The organism is Aquamicrobium defluvii (assembly GCF_004363725.1).
Taxonomy (GTDB): Bacteria; Pseudomonadota; Alphaproteobacteria; order Rhizobiales; family Rhizobiaceae; genus Mesorhizobium; species Mesorhizobium defluvii.
This window is the reverse complement of sequence record NZ_SNZF01000019.1, coordinates 59,574-78,261: the sequence shown is the minus strand read 5'-3', so window position 1 is coordinate 78,261 and position 18,688 is coordinate 59,574. Positions and strand designations below refer to the sequence as shown.

Below are 18,688 nucleotides of genomic sequence, written 5' to 3'. Positions count from 1 at the left end.
ATGAACGATCGCACCTGCATCGTCACAAGGAAGACTGCCGAAACGGATGATCTGATCCGTTTCGTCGTCGGCCCGGATTCGGTCGTCGTCCCCGATCTCAAGCGGAATCTGCCCGGCCGTGGTTGCTGGGTGAGCGCCGATCGCCTACATGTGGACCAGGCGGCGGCGAAAAACCTGTTTTCACGCGCTTTCAAGGCCAGGGTCGAGGTGCCGCCGGAGTTCGGCGCCATGGTCGACAGGTTGCTGGCGCGGTCTGCTCTGGGCATGCTTGGGCTTGCCCGGAAGGCCGGTGCGGTCGTTTCCGGAGCAACCAAGGTGGAAGACGCGGTGCGCAGCGGCGCTGCGCTGCTGGTTCTCCATGCCATGGAAGCCGCGGAAGATGGCGTCCGCAAGATCAGCCAGGCCCGGCGTGCGACGGTGCATCTGGGCGGTCCCGCGATCCGTGCCTACAAACTTTTCCCCGAGGCTGAATTGGGTTTGGCATTGGGGGGCACAAATGTGATACATGCAGCCGTTCTCGCGTCCGACGCGGGCGCGGCGGTTCAGAAGCGCATGGTTGCGCTCGACCGATACCGGGGCGGATCCCCGGACGATCTGGCGACGCTTGCGGCGGTCGTCAGCGAGGATGATGCCGCAGAGGATTGGGAATGAGCGATACGAAATCGGGCGACGACAAGACTTTGAGCGTGACGCCGAAGAAGACGCTGACGCTGAAGCGTCCGGGGCTGGAACAGGGAACCGTGCGCCAGAACTTCTCGCACGGGCGCACCAAGTCGGTCGTTGTCGAGACCAAGAAGCGCAAGTTCAGCATCCCCGGTGAGAAGCCGGAGCCGTCCGTTTTCGCGCCGAAGCCGCAGGCCCCCGCGCCCGAGGCCCCCGCGCCGGTCGTCGCCCCTGCCGCTCCCGCCGTTCGCGAAGCGCCGAAGGTTGCGCCGCCGCCCGCGCCGCAGCCCGCCGAGCGTCTGGTCCTGAACGAGCTTTCGCGCGACGAGATGGAAGCCCGCCGCCGCGCGCTTCAGGGCGCCCAGTCGCGCGAGGCCGAGGAGCGTGCCCGCGCTGCCGAGGATGCGCGCCGCCGTGCCGAGGAAGAGGAACGCCGCAAGCGCGAGCGTGAGGAGTCCGCACGCCGCCAGGCCGAGGAGCAGGCCCGCCTTCAGGCCGAGGCCGAATCCCGCCGCCGCGCCGAGGAGGAAGCCCGCCGCCGCGCGCCGGCCGCACCTGTCGTGGACGATGAGGAGGAGGAGGCCAAACCCGTCAAGCGCGCCGGTGGCGCAGCAGCTCCGGCCTTGCCGCCGCGCCGCATTGCCACGCCCGAGGTCGCCCGCCCGGCCAAGGCCAAGGGCGAGGAAGACCGCCGTCGCGGCAAGCTCACACTCACCAGCGCGTTGTCCTCCGAGGATGGCGATGCCCGCGCCCGCTCGCTTTCGGCGATGCGTCGCCGGCAGGAGAAATTCAAGCGGGCCATGTATCAGGAGCCCCGCGAAAAGGTTATGCGCGAAGTGACATTGCCGGAGACGATCACCATCCAGGAACTGGCGCAGCGCATGTCCGAGCGTGCGGTGGACGTGGTCAAGTTCTTCATGAAGCAGGGCCAGATGATGAAGCCGGGCGACGTCATTGACGCCGATACGGCCGAACTGGTCGCGACCGAATTCGGTCATACCGTGAAGCGGGTGGCCGACTCCGATATCGAGGAAGGCCTGTTCAACATTGCCGACAATGACGAGGATCTGGTTTCCCGTCCGCCGGTCGTCACCATCATGGGCCATGTCGACCACGGCAAGACATCGCTGCTCGACGCCATTCGACATGCCAGGGTGCAGTCCGGCGAAGCCGGCGGCATCACCCAGCATATCGGCGCCTATCAGGTGGAGAAGGACGGTCAGAAGATCACCTTCATCGACACCCCCGGCCACGCGGCTTTCACGGCCATGCGCGCCCGCGGTGCGCAGGCCACCGACATTGCCATTCTGGTGGTCGCGGCCGACGACAGCGTGATGCCGCAGACGATCGAGTCGATCAGCCATGCCAAGGCGGCCAACGTGCCGATCATCGTGGCCATCAACAAGGTCGACAAGCCGAGCGCCGATCCGCAGAAGGTGCGCACCCAGCTTCTCCAGCACGAGGTGTTCGTCGAATCCATGGGTGGCGAGGTTCTGGACGTCGAGGTTTCGGCCAAGACCGGGGCCGGCATCGACAAGCTGCTCGAGGCTATCCTGCTTCAGGCCGAAATTCTCGACCTGAAGTCCAATCCCGACCGCACCTCGGAAGGCGTGGTCATCGAGGCCCAGCTCGACAAGGGGCGTGGTCCGGTGGCGACCGTCCTGGTGCAGACCGGTACGCTTATGCCCGGCGATATTCTCGTTGCCGGCAACGAGTGGGGCCGCGTGCGCGCGCTGGTCGACGACCGTGGCGAACATGTGGAGGAAGCCGGTCCGTCGATGCCTGTCGAGATTCTCGGCATGCAGGGCACGCCCCGCGCCGGCGACCGCTTCGCTGTGGTGAACAACGAGGCCCGCGCCCGCGAGATCACCGAGTATCGCCAGCGCAAGGCGCGCGACAAGGCTGCCGCCAGGCACGCCGGCCAGCGCGGCTCGCTGGAACAGATGATGTCGCAGCTGCAGACCAGCAACCTCAAGGAATTCCCGCTGGTCATCAAGGGCGACGTGTCGGGCTCGGTCGAGGCGATCAACGTGGCGCTGGAAGAACTCGGGACCGATGAGGTCCGCGTGCGGATCGTCCATTCGGCCGCCGGCGGCATCACCGAAACCGACGTGTCTCTGGCCGAGACCTCCGGCGCCGTCATCATCGGCTTCAACGTGCGTGCCAATACACAGGCGCGCCAGGCAGCCGAGGCCGCAGGGATCGAGATCCGTTACTACAACGTGATCTACAGCCTGATCGACGACATCAAGGATGCGATGTCGGGCATGCTCTCGCCCGAGCGCCGCGAGACTTTCCTCGGCAACGCGGAGATTCTCGAGGTGTTCAACATCACCAAGGTGGGCAAGATCGCGGGTTGCCGCGTCACCGAGGGCAGGGTGGAGCGCGGTGCGGGCGTGCGCCTGATCCGCGACAACGTCGTCATCCACGAAGGCACGCTCAAGACCCTGAAGCGCTTCAAGGACGAGGTCTCCGAGGTTCCGGTCGGTCAGGAATGCGGCATGGCGTTCCAGAACTACGAGAACATTCAGGCTGGCGACGTCATCGAGTGCTTCCGCGTCGAGATGGTGGCCCGCAAGCTGTAATCTGCCGTCAGGCAGCCTTGCGAGTGGCGGCCGGTACGGCCGCCATTCCTTTAGAGCAATTCCGGCAAAAGTGCGAAGCGGTTTTGCGTCCGGAATTGCGTGGAAACAATGACTTAAAGCGAACAGCGCTTTAATGTTCCGGGCGAGGTACGGTCCAATTCCGGCCCCGCGTGTTCAGGATTGAAGAGATGTCCAATACAGGCAAAGGCCCTTCGCAACGCATGTTGCGCGTTGGCGAACAGGTGCGCCATGCGCTGGCCGAAATGCTCCAGCGCGGCGAGGTTCGCGACGATCTCATCGAGACGACTGTGATCTCGGTTTCCGAGGTGCGCATGTCGCCCGACCTCAAGATCGCGACTGCTTTCGTCGCCCCGCTCGGCGCGAAGGACGATGCCGCTGTCATCGCGGCGCTCAACAGGCATGCCCGCTTCATTCGCGGGCGCATGTCGCCGGCGCTGAGACAGATGAAATACATGCCGGAATTCCGCTTCCGGCTGGATACCAGTTACGACAATTTCCAGAAGATCAACGAGCTTCTCCATTCGCCGGAGGTGGCGCGCGATCTCGGTCAAGAGGACGAGGACAAGCAATAGTGGCGCGCCGAGGGAAAAAGAAGGGCCGGCCGGTCTCCGGCTGGGTGGTGCTCGACAAGCCGGTGGGGCTCGGCTCGACCGAAGCGGTGTCGAAGATCAAGTGGCTGTTTCAGGCCGAAAAGGCCGGCCATGCCGGAACCCTCGATCCGCTGGCCTCCGGCATGCTGCCGATCGCGCTGGGCGAAGCGACCAAGACTGTTCCCTATGTGCAGGATGGCGCGAAGGTCTATCGTTTCACGGTCGCATGGGGCGAGGAACGCTCGACGGACGATCTCGAAGGTCCGGTAACGAAAACTTCTGAAAAACGCCCCTCGGAAGATGAGGTGGGCGCCCTGCTGCCCAAATATACCGGCGTGATCCAGCAGGTTCCGCCGCAGTTCTCGGCCATCAAGATTGCCGGCGAGCGCGCCTACGACATCGCCCGCGAGGGTGAGACGGTCGATATTCCACCGCGCGAGGTTGAGATTGCACGTTTGGAGATCGTTTTGCACGAGGCCGACAGGACGTTGTTCGAGGTCGAGTGCGGCAAGGGCACCTATGTGCGCAGCCTGGCCCGCGACATGGGGCGCGATCTCGGCTGTTTCGGCCACATTGCCGATCTGCGCCGCACCGAGGTCTATCCCTTCACGCCGGACGATTTCGTCACGCTGGAGGAACTGGAGGCGGCCGTCCCGCCGCCGCCGGCCGAGGGCGAGGAGCGGATGCCCGGCGCCCGTTTCGCTGCGCTCGACGATTTGCTTGTGGAGACGCTGGCCGCGCTGGAAAGCCTGCCGCAGGTTCCTGTCGGCGACGATGCCGCCAACCGCATCCGGCTCGGCAATCCGGTGGTTATCCGGGGGCGTGACGCGCCTGTGGAAGCTGACGAAGCCTGCATCACGGCGCGCGGCCGGCTGGTGGCGATCGGCGCGATCGAACAGGGCATGTTCAAGCCGAAGCGCGTCTTCACCTGCTAGAGTGTTTTGCCGCCACAATGAAACATTTGGCGTCGCATAAATGCAGTGAAAACAAACAGATGGAATGGCCGCCCGGATTTGTCGGGGTGGCATGCTGTAGCCGTTCTTGAACTGACGGCCCAAGCGGTTAAGGTTGCCGCATTTTCTGCGGCAGCCCGGAGCGGACATGGCAAAGACAGGCAAGGCCCGGCATCGGCGGCGCAAGCGGCGTACTCCGGTCGGGGCTCCGCCCGGCACGCTGATCGCCGATCCGGCCGCCAGAGCGACGAACCTTTGTCTGACCCTGATCGCCCCGGACAGGTTCCGCAGCATCCAGAACGCCAGCATATCGGACATTGCCGCCAATCGCGAAGACTGGCCGGTGATGTGGCTCGACTGCGCTGGGCTCGCCGATGTTTCCACAATAGGCGAGATCGGCAAGGCTTTCGGTCTGCATCCGCTGGCGATGGAGGACGTGGTCAATTCCGACCAGCGGCCCAAGGTGGATTTTTTCGATGATCACGCCTTTGTGGCACTGCGGATGGTCGATGACGCCGTCTTGCATCGCTACGAGCAGATTTCCGTGTTCTTCGGGGAAAAATTCGTCATCACCTTTCAGGAGCGCGAGGGGGACCCTTTCGACCCCGTTCGCCGGCGTCTTGCCGCGGAAGGACCGAACCGGTTGCGCTCGCGGCACGCCGACTATCTCGCCTATGCGCTTATCGACGCCGTGGTGGACAGCTATTTTGCCCCCATCGAACTCATCAGCGACGAGATCGAAAAGACAGAGGAAGGCATGCTGGCCGGCCCGCAGAAGGGGCAGATGCAGGAAATGCACGGCTTGCGCCGGGAACTGGCGGCCCTGAAAGGGGTTCTGTGGCCGTTGCGCGATGCGCTGGCGGCGTTGATCCGCAACGACGATCCGTTCGTGACGCGTGAAACCAAGGTCTTCCTGAACGACACGCTCGACCATGCCATGCGTCTCATCGAACTGGTGGAGACCCAGCGCGACACATTGACGGGGCTGATAGAGATGCATCTTTCGCTGACCCAGGCGCGCACCAACGACGTCATTTCGCTGCTGACCATCGTGTCGACCATCTTCATCCCGCTCACCTTCCTGGTCGGCGTGTGGGGAATGAATTTCGATCCGGATGCTTCTCCATGGAACATGCCGGAACTGCGGGCCTACTATGGCTATCCCGCAGCGCTTCTGTTCATGGCAGGCGTTGCCTGCCTGCTGTTCTGGTTCTTCCGGTGGAAGAAGTGGCTTTAAAGCGTGTCGCGATCTTTCAGATTCGCGCCCTACGCTTTAAGCTGTTGTTCTTACGCATGTCGTTATCCCGAAACCGGTTCCCACTTTCGGGCGACATGCTTTAGGCGGCTTCCTTTCAGTCCCTGACGGTTTCCGGGAAGGAGCTATTCTCAATCCGTGCTGGCTTTCTGCCGCCGATTGCACTATATGCGCCGCTGTATCGTGGTTTTTGCCGCGAATTGAGTGGCCTGTGCTGGACGACATCCCGGCTCGAGGCGTCCCGTTTCCTCCAACATACAAAGGAAAAACCCGATGTCGATCACTGCCGAACGCAAGCAGGAATTGATGGCGCAGTTTGCAACTGCCAAGGGCGACACCGGTTCGCCGGAAGTGCAGGTCGCCATCCTCTCGGAGCGTATCAAGAACCTGACCGAGCACTTCAAGGACCACAAGAAGGACAACCACTCCCGTCGTGGCCTTCTCGCGCTCGTGTCGCAGCGCCGCAGCCTGCTTGACTATCTCAAGCGCAAGGACGAGGCGCGCTACCAGACGCTGATCGAGAAGCTCGAACTGCGTCGCTGACCTGTTTGGCCGGCGGGTGTCGCAAGGCGCCCGCCGGCTTCGCATCCGGGCCTCACATCGGCCCGTACCAGGTTCCATGGCGAAGAGGGTCGCCGGAACCGCCCCGTGGACGGTCATGGGGCAGGATTGCAGGATGCTCGCCCCGGCTTCGGCCGACACGTTCCGAGCTTCCCGTTGTCTTGCCCGTGGCTGCCCGAAACAAGCCAGAAGGTTTGGACCGCGTCGCTGAAGGCGACGGCGGTCCGGCCGCATATGAAGGACAAGACATGTTCAATCAGCACAAAGTGGAAATCGAATGGGGCGGACGCCCGCTCGTTCTGGAGACCGGCAAGATCGCCCGTCAGGCCGACGGCGCCGTTATGGCCACTTACGGCGAAACCATGGTTCTCGCCACGGTCGTCTCGGCCAAGGAGCCGAAGCCGGGCTTCGACTTCTTTCCGCTGACCGTCAACTATCAGGAAAAGACCTACGCCGCCGGCAAGATCCCCGGCGGTTATTTCAAGCGTGAGGGGCGCCCGAGCGAGAAGGAGACGCTGGTTTCGCGCCTCATCGACCGCCCGATCCGTCCGCTTTTCGCCGATGGCTACAAGAACGACACGCAGGTTGTCGTCACCGTGGTCCAGCACGATCTCGAGAACGATCCGGACATCCTGTCGATCGTCGCCACTTCGGCTGCGCTGACGCTCTCCGGCGTGCCCTTCATGGGCCCGATCGGCGGTGCGCGCGTCGGCTACATCAACGGCGAATATGTGCTGAACCCGCACATCGACGAGATGCCGGAATCGAAGCTCGACCTCGTCGTGGCCGGCACTTCCGAGGCCGTCCTGATGGTCGAGTCGGAAGCGCAGGAACTGTCCGAGGACGTGATGCTCGGCGCCGTCGTGTTCGGCCAGAAGGCTTTCCAGCCGGTGATCGACGCGATCATCAAGCTGGCCGAGGTCGCCGCCAAGGAACCGCGCGACCATCAGGTCGCCGACCTGTCGGCGCTGGAAGCCGAAATCCTCGCCATTGCCGAGACCGACCTGCGCGAAGCCTACAAGATCACCGACAAGCAGGCCCGCTACGCCGCCGTCGACGCCGCCAAGGCCAAGGTGAAGGCTGCCTTCACGCCGGACGAGGGCGAGGAAGCGAAGTGGTCGTCCGAGCAGGTCGCCACCGTGTTCAAGGAACTCCAGGCCAAGATCGTGCGCTGGAACATCCTCGACACCGGTTCGCGCATCGACGGCCGCGACCTCAAGACGGTTCGCCAGATCGTGTCGGAAGTCGGCATCCTGCCGCGCACCCACGGCTCGGCGCTGTTCACCCGCGGCGAGACGCAGGCCATCGTGGTCGCCACGCTCGGCACCGGTGAGGACGAGCAGTATGTCGACGCGCTGACCGGCATGTACAAGGAGACCTTCCTCCTTCACTACAACTTCCCGCCCTATTCGGTGGGCGAGACCGGCCGCATGGGCTCTCCCGGCCGCCGCGAGATCGGCCACGGCAAGCTCGCCTGGCGCGCCATCCGTCCCATGCTGCCTTCGACCGAGCAGTTCCCCTACACGCTGCGCGTCGTCTCCGAGATCACCGAGTCCAACGGCTCGTCCTCGATGGCAACCGTTTGCGGCACCTCGCTTGCGCTGATGGATGCCGGTGTGCCGCTCCAGAAGCCGGTTGCGGGCATCGCCATGGGCCTCATCAAGGAAGGCGAGCGCTTCGCGGTGCTCTCCGACATCCTCGGTGACGAGGACCACCTCGGCGACATGGACTTCAAGGTGGCGGGTACGGCCAACGGCATCACCTCGCTGCAGATGGACATCAAGATCGACGGCATCACCGAGGAGATCATGCAGGTCGCGCTCGGCCAAGCCAGGGACGGCCGCCTGCACATCCTGGGTGAAATGGGCAAGGCCCTGTCCGAGAGCCGTGGCCAGCTCGGCGAGTTCGCCCCGCGCATCGAGGTGATGAACATCCCGACCGACAAGATCCGCGACGTGATCGGCTCCGGCGGCAAGGTCATCCGCGAGATCGTGGAAAAGACCGGCGCCAAGATCAACATCGAGGACGACGGCACGGTCAAGATCGCTTCGTCGAGCGCCAAGGAGATCGAGGCGGCGAAGAAGTGGATCCACACCATCGTGGCCGAGCCGGAAGTGGGCGAAATCTACGAGGGCACGGTCGTCAAGACCGCCGACTTCGGTGCCTTCGTCAACTTCTTCGGTCCGCGTGACGGTCTGGTCCACATCTCGCAGCTTTCCGACCAGCGCGTTGCCAAGACCACCGATGTGGTCAAGGAAGGCGACAAGGTCTGGGTCAAGCTGATGGGCTTCGACGAGCGCGGCAAGGTTCGCCTGTCCATGAAGGTGGTCGATCAGGCCACCGGAAAGGAACTGCCGAAGGAAAAGAAGCAGGACGAGGAAAAGAAGGCTGAAGGCGAAGACGCCTGATCCTTTCCCAACTGCGGAAATCAGCGGGCGTGCCGAAAGGCGCGCCCGTTTCCGTTTACCCCGGCACGACGCTTCGGCCGGATGGCAGCTCGATGCGGCGCGGGATGCCGAGAGCCTCCAGAAACGCCTCGTCATGGCTGACGACGAGCAGCGCGCCGTCATAGGCTTGCAGCCCCGCCTCGATCGCCGCGACGGAATCGAGGTCGAGATGATTGGTGGGCTCGTCCAGAATGAGCAGGGGCGGGGGGCGTTCGCCGCCAAGCACACAGGCCAGTGCGGCGCGCAACAACTCTCCGCCGCTCAGTTCCGACACCTGCTGAAGTGCGGCCTCGGCGCGGAACCTGAACCGGGCGAGCGCCGACCGGCAGGCGTTCTCGGTCGAGCCCGGATTGAGCTTGCGGAAATTGTCGCGCACCGAAAGGCTCGGGTCCAGCAGGCTGGCGCGCTGGTCAAGCATGGCCATGTCCGCCGCCACCTTTACCGTGCCGCAGAAGGGGGCGAGACGCCCGGCGATCACTTCCAGCAGCGTCGTCTTGCCCGAACCGTTCGGGCCGGTGATCGCGATGCGTTCGGGGCCGGTCACCGCCAGCGACACATCGCGCAGGACCGGCCGGTCCGCCTTGTAACCTGCGCTGATACGATCGAGCCGCAGCACCGTCTTGCCGGCGGCAAGGCCGGTGGAAGGCAGCGAGACCGACAGTTTTTGCAGCACCTCGATGCGCTCGCGCGCTGCTGAAACCGCCTCGCGGGCTTCGCCCTGCCGGGCATCGGCAAGACGCGCACCGGCGCCGCCGCTGTTTTCGGCGCGTTCCTTCATGCCGCCCAGAAGAATGCGCGGCATGTCGCCTTTGGCCGCCTTTCTGCGGCCGCCGCTGTCCTTGCGGGCCTTGCGCTCCGATGCAAGCTGCGTCGCGCGGGCGATTTCCGCCGATTTGTTCTCGGCAACCTCCAGATCGTGGCGGGCGGCCGCGAGTTCCAGCGCCTTGCGCTCCTGATAATGGCTCCAGTTGCCGCCGTAGCGGGTGACACCGAGCGAGGTCAGCTCCACGATCTCGTCCATGAGGCCGAGCAATTCGCGATCGTGGCTGACCACCAGCGCGCCCTTGCGCCAGCCGGCAAGCATCTCGCAGAGCGCCTTTCGGCCGTCGCGGTCGAGATTGTTGGTGGGTTCGTCTAGCAGCAGGAGATCGGCATCGGAAAAAAGGAGCGCAGCAAGGCCGGCACGGGTGCGCTGGCCCCCTGACAGCGTGTGCAGAGGCGTTTGCGGCATGGCATCCAGCCCCATCCGGGCAAGGGCGGCCTCCATGCGCGGCTCGAGCGTCCAGTCGATGTCAGCCAGTTCCTCGACCGTTGCCTCGCCCGCGCTGGCGGTCCGGATCATGGCAAGCCGTGCGCGCACGCCGAACAGGTCGGCGACGGTCGCCGCAGGATCAACCTGAACGGTCTGGTCGAACATGGTCATCGTGCCGTTGACCGTCACGGAGCCGGCTTGCGGTTTCAGCCTGCCGGCAATGAGATGGAGAAGAGTGCTTTTGCCGATGCCGTTGCGGCCGATCAGCCCTGTGCGGCCGGGACCGAAGGCAAGATCGAGGCTTGAGAAAAGCTGGCGGCCGTCAGGCGTGGAAAAGCTTAGATTGGAACAGACGATTGAAGCGGGCATGGGCAAGGATTTCCCTGATGACAAAGCGGGTTCGCGTTGCGTTCAGAGAAAAATCCATCGTGCCGGGGTTCCTGATCTGTCGGATTGCAGATCATAGCTAGGTCGTTGTGCCGTCCGATGCAAGTCCGCCGGTCCCAAAATGCCGGATGATGGCAAAAGACGCTGCAAGGGCGATCAAATTGCTCTATCAGCCGCATATGGCTTCCGATTCCCTCAAAACCCTGTTCTATCCGTTTGAATCCGGTGCGCTGGATGCACCTGCGGCGGGCAGCCATGTGCTGTTTCTGGGCGCTGAACCGGGTTTTCGCTTGCCGGAAGGCTTTGAGGCGGATCTGCACTGCGTGCAGGGGTTCCGCCCGTATTTCCGCGTCCTGCAATCCGCTGGCCGCAATGTCGCGCCGCGCGCCGAAGGCGATGGCTACGTCATGGCGCTGGTGCTGGCAGGCCGCCATCGCGGCCAGAACGAGTTGTGGATTGCCGAGGCGCTGGAGCGCGTCGCCCCCGGCGGCACGGTGCTCGTGGCTGGCGGCAAGGATGACGGCATCGCCTCGCTGCGCAAGCGCATCGACGCGCTTGTACCGCTGGTCGATGCGCTGCCGAAATATCATGGCATCGCCTTCTGGCTGCATCGGCCCGACAACGATGACGCTGCCGGAAAGCTGCGCTCGGACAATCCGCCGGCGCTGGTCGAGAACCGTTTCCACACGTCGCCCGGCATGTTCTCCTTCGACAGGATCGATGCCGGTTCGCGCCTGCTGGCCGGGAATATGCCCGACGGTGTTTCAGGGCATATTGCGGATTTCTGCGCAGGTTGGGGCTTTCTGGCCGCCAGCATCGCGGACCGCTTTTCCGGCATAAGGTCGCTCGATCTCTACGAAGCCGATTTCGAGGCGCTGGAAGCCGCACGCCGCAACGTGCCGCAGGCATCCGGCTTCTTCTGGCAGGACCTCGCCGGCGAACCGGTCGAGCGGCGCTATGACTGGATCGTCATGAACCCGCCCTTCCATCAGGGCAGGGCGGCGGAACCGGAAATCGGCCGGCGGCTGATCGATGCGGCTGCGAAGGCATTGAAGCCGGGCGGGCGGCTGGTCATCGTCGCCAACCGGCAACTGCCCTATGAGGCGGTTCTGGCAAGCGCCTTCGCATCGTCGCAGGAAATCGCGCGCGACAACCGTTTCAAGGTGTTTCTGGCCCGCAGATAAGCAAAAGCCGGACGGGTCGGTACCGGTCCGGCTTTCCGTGGGAAGAGATGGGGTGGTTCAGCCCTTGTCGTTGTCCATGCGCTTCAGTTCGTCGAGCGTCGGCATCGAAACGATGTTGTAGCCGGAATCCACGTAGTGGATTTCGCCGGTGACGCCCGAGGACAGGTCCGACAGCAGGTAGAGCGCGGAATTGCCGATCTCGTCGATGTTGACGGTGCGGCGCAGCGGCGCGTTGCGGCTCTGGTAATTGAACATGTAGCGCGCATCGGAAATGCCGGCGCCTGCCAGCGTGCGCACCGGGCCGGCCGAAATACCGTTCACGCGGATGCCGCGCGGGCCGTAATCGTTGGCGAGATAGCGCACGCTCGCCTCAAGACCGGCCTTGGCCACGCCCATGACGTTGTAGTTCGGCATCACCCGCACCGAGCCGGCATAGGTCAGCGTCAACATCGCGCCGCCTTCGTTCATCAGCGCGGCAGCGTTGCGGGCCACTTCGGTGAAGGAATAGCAGGAGATCACCATGGTGCGCACGAAATTGTCGCGCGTGGTGTCGGCATAGAGGCCCTTCAACTCGTTCTTGTCGGAAAAGCCGATGGCATGGACGACGAAATCGAGCCCGCCCCATTCATCTTTCAGCGTGTCGAAGGTGGCGGTGACCGAGGCGCTGTCTTCCACGTCGCAGGGGATGAGGAGCGATGCGCCGATCTGTTCGGCCAGCGGCTTCACACGGCGGCCGAAAGCTTCGCCCTGATAGGTGAAGGCCAGTTCTGCACCCTGCGCGGCAAGCTGGCGCGCGATGCCCCATGCGATGGAGTGGTCGTTGGCCACCCCCATGACAAGCCCGCGCTTGCCCTTCATCAGTGAATCCATTCTGGAATCCTTTATGCGGAATATCGCTGGAACACCAAGGTCGCGTTGGTGCCGCCGAAGCCGAACGAATTGGAAAGCGCGATGTCGATCTTTGCGTCGTCGATACGCTTGCGCACGATCGGCATGCCCTCGAATTCGGGGTCCAGCTCGGTGATATGGGCGCTTTCGCCAATGAAGCCGCCCTGCATCTGCAGGATCGAATAGATCGATTCCTGCACGCCGGCCGCACCCAGAGAGTGGCCGGTGAGAGACTTGGTGGACGCGATGTTGGGCATGTCCGCGCCGAAGACCTCGCGGATGGCCGCCATTTCCTTGGCGTCGCCGACCGGCGTCGAGGTGCCGTGCGTGTTGACGTAGTCGACCTTGCCGGAAACGGTGGACAGCGCCTGGCGCATGCAGCGCACCGCGCCCTCGCCAGACGGGGCGACCATGTCGAAACCGTCGGAGGTGGCGCCATAGCCCACCAGCTCGGCATAGATCTTGGCGCCGCGCGCCTTTGCGTGCTCCAGTTCTTCAAGAACGAGCACGCCCGCCCCGCCGGCGATGACAAAGCCGTCGCGGGTGGCGTCATAGGCGCGCGAGGCCGATGCCGGCGTGTCATTGTACTTCGAGGACATGGCGCCCATGGCGTCGAAAAGGTTCGACATGGACCAGTCGAGGTCCTCGTGCCCGCCGGCGAAGATCATGTCCTGCTTGCCCCACTGGATCAGCTCATAGGCATTGCCGATGCAGTGCGCCGAGGTCGAGCAGGCCGACGAGATCGAGTAGTTGACGCCGTGGATCTTGAACCATGTGGCGAGCGTGGCGGAAGCGGTGGAAGACATCGCCTTCGGCACGGCGAAGGGGCCGATGCGCTTGGGCGAGCCGTTCTTCAGCGTGGTCTCGGCCGCTTCCACTATGGTGCGTGTGGAAGGTCCGCCCGAGCCCATGATGATGCCGGTGCGCTCATTGGTGATGTCGCCTTCCTCCAGCCCCGCGTCGGCGATGGCCTGATCCATCGCGACATGGTTCCAGGCGCCGCCGCGCGACAGGAAGCGCATGGCGCGGCGGTCGACCAGTTCGGTCGGGTCGAGCGTCGGTGCGCCCCATACCTGCGAGCGGAAGCCGTGTTCGGCAAAGGAATCGGAAAAACTGATGCCGGATCTGGCATCGCGAAGGGAAGCCGCCACTTCTTCGGCATTGTTGCCGATGGAAGACACGATACCCAGGCCGGTGACAACGACGCGTCTCATGGAGTGCTCCTTCATGGCTGGCGGGATCCGGTGGGGATCAGGCTGTCGCTTCCTTGAACAGGCCGACCCTCAGGTCGGTGGCCTTGTATATGGTTTCTCCGTCGGCCTTCAACCAGCCGTCGGCGATGCCGAGCACCAAACGGCCGCGCATAACGCGCTTGAAGTCGATGCCATATTCGACCTTCTTGACCGAAGGCGTGACCATGCCCGTGAACTTGACCTCGCCGGTGGAAAGCGCGCGGCCCTTGCCGGGCTCGCCCAGCCAGCCGAGGAAGAAGCCGGTGAGCTGCCACATCGCATCGAGGCCGAGGCAGCCGGGCATGACCGGATCGCCGATGAAATGGCAGGGGAAGAACCAGAGGTCGCGATGGATATCGAGTTCGGCGCGGGCAAATCCCTTGTCGAATTCGCCGCCAGTCTCGCTGATCTCGGTGATGCGGTCGAACATCAGCATGGGCGGGTAGGGAAGCTGAGCATTGCCCGGGCCGAACAGTTCGCCGCGGGCGCAGGCGAGCAACTCCTGATAATCGTAGCTGGATTTTCCTGCGGCCATTAAAACGTCCCCGTCCAAGTCGGGCGGCATCCCGCCCTATAGTTCTGGTAACACAGTCCGTTTCAGGCCGGAAACCGTGGTTTACCTTGCGACGTGGCTCTAACGCGACGCTTTGTCCGGGTCAATGCACGCTATTGATCGAAGTGTCATGAAAGAATATATCTGGTCGGAACATGGTTTGGCCGGATGCCCTTGTTTTGCCGGGAACGCAGCGCTCGGGACAAACAGGCTGGACCTGAAGACAATATTATGGATGTGTATGCGACCAAGATGAGGAACGCTGTGGATAAGCGGGTTCGCGACGCCGGTCTCAGGCCGACGCGCCAGCGTGTTGCGCTGGCCGAGCTCCTGTTCGCCAAGGGCGATCGCCATCTTTCGGCAGAAGAGCTGCACGAGGAGGCTCTCGCGGCCGGCGTGCCGGTCTCTCTGGCGACCGTCTACAATTCGCTGCATCAGTTCACGGAAGCCGGGCTTTTGCGCATTCTGGCTGTCGAAGGGTCCAGAACCTATTTCGACACCAATACCTCCGATCACCATCACTTCTACATCGAAGGCGAGAACCGTATCTTCGACGTTGAAGGAGAAGCGATGACGGTGAAGAATCTTCCCCAGCCGCCCGACGGTATGGAAATAGCCAACATCGACATCGTGATCCGCCTGCGGCCGAAGCGGTAATCCAGACAATTTATCGTGACGAAAGCGCTTCTGAGAATTGAAGGTGGGGCGCTATTCGTTGCCGCAGTCGCCTTCTATGCCTTTTCAGGTGCAGGGTGGGGGCTGTTTGCCGTTCTGCTTCTTGCCCCCGACCTTTCAATGCTGGCCTATTTGAAGGGTCCCCGCATGGGCGCGTATGTCTACAACGCATTTCACACGACGCCGTGGCCGCTGGCGCTGCTGGCCGGCGGGTATGCAGCGGGTGCTGGATTGCCGGTCAGCCTTGGCCTGATCTGGCTTGCCCATATCGGCGTGGACAGGGCGCTGGGTTATGGTCTGAAGGAAACCTCGGCGTTCCGCGACACGCATCTTGGCCGCATCGGCAGGGACTGAGCTGTCTCAGTCCTCCACCTTTTCGCCGGGATAGGCACCCCAGACCAATGACTGGCTAATCCATCCGGAGCGGCCGCCAAAGCTCATCTCGCACCATTTGCCGTCGCAGGATTTGATCGTTCCGATCACGCCGGGCTCCAGCATGGCAACGACGCCTGCCTCCTCGGACGGACGACGCAGCAGGTTGATTCGCGTATCCTTGCCGCGCTGCCAGGGAGCGACGATCGCGGTGCGCTTGCCCGAAAGCAGTGACTGGTTGATCCAGCCTTCCGAGCCGTCCGCATCGCGCACGCGCCGCCAGTTGTCATACTCCTGGATGATCTCCATCGGCAGGCCGGCCTTGGTGTACATCCAGTCCACCGAATAGTTGGTGCCGGGGCCGACGCGGGAATTGACGCGCGCCGACTTCAGGCTGACGAAGCGCGGAAGCGGCAGGCCGCTGGGTCCGACACGCACATTCTGCGACTGGGCGCCTGCCGACTGCGCACCGGCAGACTGTGCATGGACGAAATCCGGGGCGACGAGGCCGAGCAATGCTGCGCCCAGGGCAAGACGGCTAAGGCGAAACGACACGAAACCAGACACTTTCGTTCCCTTGCAGGCATTATGTTGAGCGGAGCGGGTGCGATGGCGCCGCCCCTTTTTCTTTGTCTTCGCCGGTTCGGCTTGGTACATGCTTGGTGCATGGGAGCTATCGAACCGCGACCGCTTTGCAGTTTCGCCGGTCTTGGTTAAAGAGGTCTCAACGGTAACCGTGATCGGGGTAAATATGGCCGGCAGGAAGAAGCCTCTCGTCGTCATCACGCGCAAGCTGCCCGACCCTGTCGAGACGCGCATGCGAGAACTGTTCGACGCGCGGCTGAATGTCGAGGACAGGCCGATGAGCCAGGCGGAACTCATCGCGGCCGTGAAGGAAGCCGACGTGCTCGTCCCCACCGTGACCGACACGATCGATGCGCAGGTGATTGCCGAAGCCGGCCCGAACCTGAAGCTGGTCGCCAATTTCGGCAACGGTATCGAGAAGATCGACGTTGCTGCGGCAACCGCCAGAGGCATCACCGTGACCAATACGCCGGGCGTGCTGACCGAGGATACGGCCGATATGACCATGGCGCTGATCCTGTCCGTGCCGCGCCGGCTGACGGAAGGCGCGAACATTCTGCCGGAAGGCAAGAAATGGGCGGGCTGGTCGCCGACATGGATGCTTGGCCGGCGCATATGGGGCAAACGGCTGGGTATCGTCGGCATGGGCCGCATCGGTACCGCGGTGGCCCGGCGTGCCAAGGCGTTTGGCCTGTCGATCCACTATCACAATCGCCACCGTGTCATGGGCGCACTGGAAGATGAGCTGGAGGCGACCTATTGGGAAAGCCTCGACCAGATGCTGGCCCGCATGGACATCATCTCGGTCAACTGCCCTTCGACGCCGGCCACCTTCCACCTGCTGTCGGCGCGGCGGCTGGCGCTGATGCAGCCCAGCGCCTATCTGGTCAACACGGCGCGCGGCGACCTGATCGACGAGGAAGCGTTGATCCGGATGCTGGAGACCGGCAAGCTCGCGGGTGTCGGCCTCGATGTCTACGAGAACGAGCCGGCGATCAATCCCCGCTTGCTCAAGCTGGCCGCCAAGGGCAAGGCTGTGCTGTTGCCGCATATGGGCTCGGCCACGCTGGAAGGCCGCATCGATATGGGCGAAAAGGTCATCATCAACATCCGTGCCTTCTGCGACGGGCACCGCCCGCCGGACCGCGTGATTCCAAGCCGCATCTGAGGTTCGGCCATCTTCGGCTCTCCCCAGCGTAAGCTCGCCCGCCATTGCCGGTGGCGCAAACCCTCTCTATCGTCCGCAGCACTGGAGGAGGGGGACATGAAAAAGGTTCTTCGGTGGAGCCTCGGCATCGGGGCGGCCGTGGTCATGGTGGCGGGAGGGGCCGCTTGGGTCTATCGCGACACGATCCTCGACTACCGCGCGGCGCTTGAATATGCAGGCAACTTCAAGCCGGACGTGATCGATCGGAATTTTCGTTCTCTTTTCGTGAAATACCCATCGGTGCGGGTGCCGAAAAGCGCGGCCGCCAGCCTTCTGGAAAAGCGCGAGCGGCCGCTGCCGGACAGCTACAGTTTCGCGGGGCAGAGCAGGTCGGTCGAAGACTGGATCGAGAGTTCGCAGACGACGGGCCTGATCGTCATCCGGGATGGGGTTATCGTCCATGAGCGCTATCTGCGCGGCAACGGGCAGGGTACCCAGTCCATCGCCATGTCGCTTTCGAAGTCCTTCGTCTCCGCGCTCGTTGGCAGGGCCGTGGCTGACGGGCTCATCGACATCGGCCAGCCGGTCGAGGCTTACGCCCCCGTTCTTGCCGAAGGCGGCTACAGGGGCGTGACGGTCAGGAACGTGTTGCAGATGTCGTCCGGCATCGGCTTCAATGAGGACTATGGCGATCTCAATTCCGATATCGTGCGCTACATCATCCAGATCTTGCGCGGCTCGGTCGCCGACTTCACGGCGCATCTGAAGAACGACATCCCGCAAGGCACCGTGAACCGTTACGTCTCGGCCGACACGCAGGTGCTGGGCCTTGTGCTGGAAGGCGCGACGGGCAAGCCGCTGGCCGATTATTTCAACGAAATCCTGTGGTCGAAGCTGGGCACGGAGGCCGATGCCTACTGGCTGGTGGATCAGAAAGGCGAGGCCATCGCTGCCGGCGGTCTCAATGCGGTGCTGCGCGATTACGCGCGTTTCGGCCTTCTCTATCTCAATCAGGGCCGAAATCATCTGGGGGAGCAGATCGTGCCTGCCGATTGGGTGCAGGCTTCGGTGACACCCGATTCAGCCCATCTCATGCCCGGCCGGCAGGATGAGACGGGCCGCAGGCTGAAGGGCTATGGCTACCAGTGGTGGATACCTGCCGACCGCAAGGGCGGCGATTTTACCGGCATCGGCATTTACGGGCAGTTCATCTACGTGAATCCGGAACGGCGCGTCGTCATTGCCAAGAGCTCCGCCTATGCGGACTACAACAGCACCGGTGACATCATGATCGAGGAGAGCATCGCCGCTTTCCAGGCGATAGCCGAAGGGCTGTAG

The 18,688-nt window shown here is 63.4% G+C and carries 17 protein-coding genes; 12 read left to right on the top strand and 5 right to left on the bottom strand.

The features are described from left to right. The 7 genes from DES43_RS14835 to pnp all read left to right on the top strand — a co-directional run bounded on the left by DES43_RS14835 (nt 1) and on the right by pnp (nt 9,036). Nucleotides 1-651: an RNA-binding protein gene (locus DES43_RS14835; RefSeq protein ID WP_035023424.1), complete on the top strand. Its 651-nt coding sequence runs from the start codon at nt 1-3 to the stop codon at nt 649-651. Then, nucleotides 648-3,248, top strand: coding sequence for a translation initiation factor IF-2 (infB, locus tag DES43_RS14830; RefSeq protein WP_035023422.1), 2,601 nt, complete (start codon nt 648-650; stop codon nt 3,246-3,248). Before DES43_RS14835 ends, infB begins: the two co-directional genes overlap by 4 nt. 188 nt (nt 3,249-3,436) lie before the next feature. Further along, the gene (rbfA, locus tag DES43_RS14825) at nt 3,437-3,841 is read left to right on the top strand and encodes a 30S ribosome-binding factor RbfA (protein WP_035023420.1); all 405 of its coding nucleotides are present in this window, start codon (nt 3,437-3,439) and stop codon (nt 3,839-3,841) included. Beyond that, a complete protein-coding gene (gene truB / locus DES43_RS14820) occupies nt 3,841-4,794 on the top strand; it encodes a tRNA pseudouridine(55) synthase TruB (RefSeq protein WP_035023418.1) in 954 nt (317 codons plus the stop codon). Before rbfA ends, truB begins: the two co-directional genes overlap by 1 nt. A gap of 166 nt (nt 4,795-4,960) precedes the next feature. Continuing rightward, nucleotides 4,961-6,049, top strand: a complete 1,089-nt coding sequence (gene corA, locus DES43_RS14815; RefSeq protein WP_035023416.1) for a magnesium/cobalt transporter CorA — start codon at nt 4,961-4,963, stop codon at nt 6,047-6,049. A 291-nt stretch (nt 6,050-6,340) separates the two neighbouring features. Then, nucleotides 6,341-6,610 carry a 30S ribosomal protein S15 gene (gene rpsO, locus DES43_RS14810; protein WP_035023415.1) on the top strand — a complete coding sequence of 90 codons (270 nt, stop codon included), beginning with the start codon at nt 6,341-6,343 and terminating at the stop codon, nt 6,608-6,610. Nucleotides 6,611-6,876: 266 nt separating this feature from the next. Further along, nucleotides 6,877-9,036 (top strand): polyribonucleotide nucleotidyltransferase, encoded by a 2,160-nt coding sequence (gene pnp / locus DES43_RS14805; RefSeq protein WP_035023564.1) that lies wholly within the window; start codon nt 6,877-6,879, stop codon nt 9,034-9,036. 55 nt (nt 9,037-9,091) lie between these two features. On the opposite strand, the gene DES43_RS14800 is transcribed toward pnp, so the two are convergent. Next, entirely contained in the window at nt 9,092-10,696 is a 1,605-nt protein-coding gene (locus DES43_RS14800) for an ABC-F family ATP-binding cassette domain-containing protein (RefSeq protein WP_035023413.1), read from the bottom strand. A gap of 197 nt (nt 10,697-10,893) precedes the next feature. Here DES43_RS14800 and DES43_RS14795 point away from each other — a divergent pair, with 197 nt between their 5' ends. Beyond that, nucleotides 10,894-11,898 (top strand): class I SAM-dependent methyltransferase, encoded by a 1,005-nt coding sequence (locus DES43_RS14795; RefSeq protein ID WP_035023562.1) that lies wholly within the window; start codon nt 10,894-10,896, stop codon nt 11,896-11,898. Between the two features lie 57 nt (nt 11,899-11,955). Here DES43_RS14795 and fabI read toward each other — a convergent pair whose 3' ends face one another. Genes fabI through fabA form a run of 3 tightly spaced genes read right to left on the bottom strand, consistent with a single transcriptional unit; the run spans nt 11,956 to nt 14,553 of the window. Further along, a complete protein-coding gene (fabI, locus tag DES43_RS14790; RefSeq protein ID WP_035023411.1) occupies nt 11,956-12,768 on the bottom strand; it encodes an enoyl-ACP reductase FabI in 813 nt (270 codons plus the stop codon). Nucleotides 12,769-12,779: 11 nt separating this feature from the next. After that, nucleotides 12,780-14,000, bottom strand: coding sequence for a beta-ketoacyl-ACP synthase I (gene fabB / locus DES43_RS14785; protein ID WP_035023560.1), 1,221 nt, complete (start codon nt 13,998-14,000; stop codon nt 12,780-12,782). A gap of 37 nt (nt 14,001-14,037) precedes the next feature. Next, the gene (gene fabA, locus DES43_RS14780) at nt 14,038-14,553 is read right to left on the bottom strand and encodes a 3-hydroxyacyl-[acyl-carrier-protein] dehydratase FabA (protein ID WP_035023558.1); all 516 of its coding nucleotides are present in this window, start codon (nt 14,551-14,553) and stop codon (nt 14,038-14,040) included. A 270-nt stretch (nt 14,554-14,823) separates the two neighbouring features. On the opposite strand from fabA, the gene irrA reads away from it, so the two are divergent. After that, nucleotides 14,824-15,228, top strand: coding sequence for an iron response transcriptional regulator IrrA (gene irrA, locus DES43_RS14775; RefSeq protein ID WP_198027462.1), 405 nt, complete (start codon nt 14,824-14,826; stop codon nt 15,226-15,228). Between the two features lie 15 nt (nt 15,229-15,243). Continuing rightward, on the top strand, nt 15,244-15,600 hold the full coding sequence (locus DES43_RS14770) for a DUF4260 domain-containing protein (RefSeq protein ID WP_245264633.1): 357 nt from the start codon (nt 15,244-15,246) through the stop codon (nt 15,598-15,600). A gap of 6 nt (nt 15,601-15,606) precedes the next feature. Here the strand turns inward: DES43_RS14770 and DES43_RS14765 are convergent, their stop codons facing one another. Continuing rightward, complete coding sequence (locus DES43_RS14765; RefSeq protein WP_035023556.1) at nt 15,607-16,185, bottom strand: SH3 domain-containing protein; 579 nt, start codon at nt 16,183-16,185, stop codon at nt 15,607-15,609. A gap of 184 nt (nt 16,186-16,369) precedes the next feature. On the opposite strand from DES43_RS14765, the gene DES43_RS14760 reads away from it, so the two are divergent. Continuing rightward, nucleotides 16,370-17,371: a 2-hydroxyacid dehydrogenase gene (locus tag DES43_RS14760; RefSeq protein WP_035023406.1), complete on the top strand. Its 1,002-nt coding sequence runs from the start codon at nt 16,370-16,372 to the stop codon at nt 17,369-17,371. A 96-nt stretch (nt 17,372-17,467) separates the two neighbouring features. Continuing rightward, nucleotides 17,468-18,688: a serine hydrolase domain-containing protein gene (locus DES43_RS14755; RefSeq protein ID WP_035023404.1), complete on the top strand. Its 1,221-nt coding sequence runs from the start codon at nt 17,468-17,470 to the stop codon at nt 18,686-18,688.

Coding starts and splice junctions, on each gene's coding strand:
- DES43_RS14835 (WP_035023424.1), top strand. CDS start 1: ATGAACGATCGCACCTGCATCGTCACAAGGAAGACTGCCGAAACGGAT.
- infB (WP_035023422.1), top strand. CDS start 648: ATGAGCGATACGAAATCGGGCGACGACAAGACTTTGAGCGTGACGCCG.
- rbfA (WP_035023420.1), top strand. CDS start 3,437: ATGTCCAATACAGGCAAAGGCCCTTCGCAACGCATGTTGCGCGTTGGC.
- corA (WP_035023416.1), top strand. CDS start 4,961: ATGGCAAAGACAGGCAAGGCCCGGCATCGGCGGCGCAAGCGGCGTACT.
- rpsO (WP_035023415.1), top strand. CDS start 6,341: ATGTCGATCACTGCCGAACGCAAGCAGGAATTGATGGCGCAGTTTGCA.
- pnp (WP_035023564.1), top strand. CDS start 6,877: ATGTTCAATCAGCACAAAGTGGAAATCGAATGGGGCGGACGCCCGCTC.
- DES43_RS14800 (WP_035023413.1), bottom strand. CDS start 10,696: ATGCCCGCTTCAATCGTCTGTTCCAATCTAAGCTTTTCCACGCCTGAC.
- DES43_RS14795 (WP_035023562.1), top strand. CDS start 10,894: ATGGCTTCCGATTCCCTCAAAACCCTGTTCTATCCGTTTGAATCCGGT.
- fabI (WP_035023411.1), bottom strand. CDS start 12,768: ATGGATTCACTGATGAAGGGCAAGCGCGGGCTTGTCATGGGGGTGGCC.
- fabB (WP_035023560.1), bottom strand. CDS start 14,000: ATGAGACGCGTCGTTGTCACCGGCCTGGGTATCGTGTCTTCCATCGGC.
- fabA (WP_035023558.1), bottom strand. CDS start 14,553: ATGGCCGCAGGAAAATCCAGCTACGATTATCAGGAGTTGCTCGCCTGC.
- irrA (WP_198027462.1), top strand. CDS start 14,824: ATGAGGAACGCTGTGGATAAGCGGGTTCGCGACGCCGGTCTCAGGCCG.
- DES43_RS14760 (WP_035023406.1), top strand. CDS start 16,370: ATGGCCGGCAGGAAGAAGCCTCTCGTCGTCATCACGCGCAAGCTGCCC.
- DES43_RS14755 (WP_035023404.1), top strand. CDS start 17,468: ATGAAAAAGGTTCTTCGGTGGAGCCTCGGCATCGGGGCGGCCGTGGTC.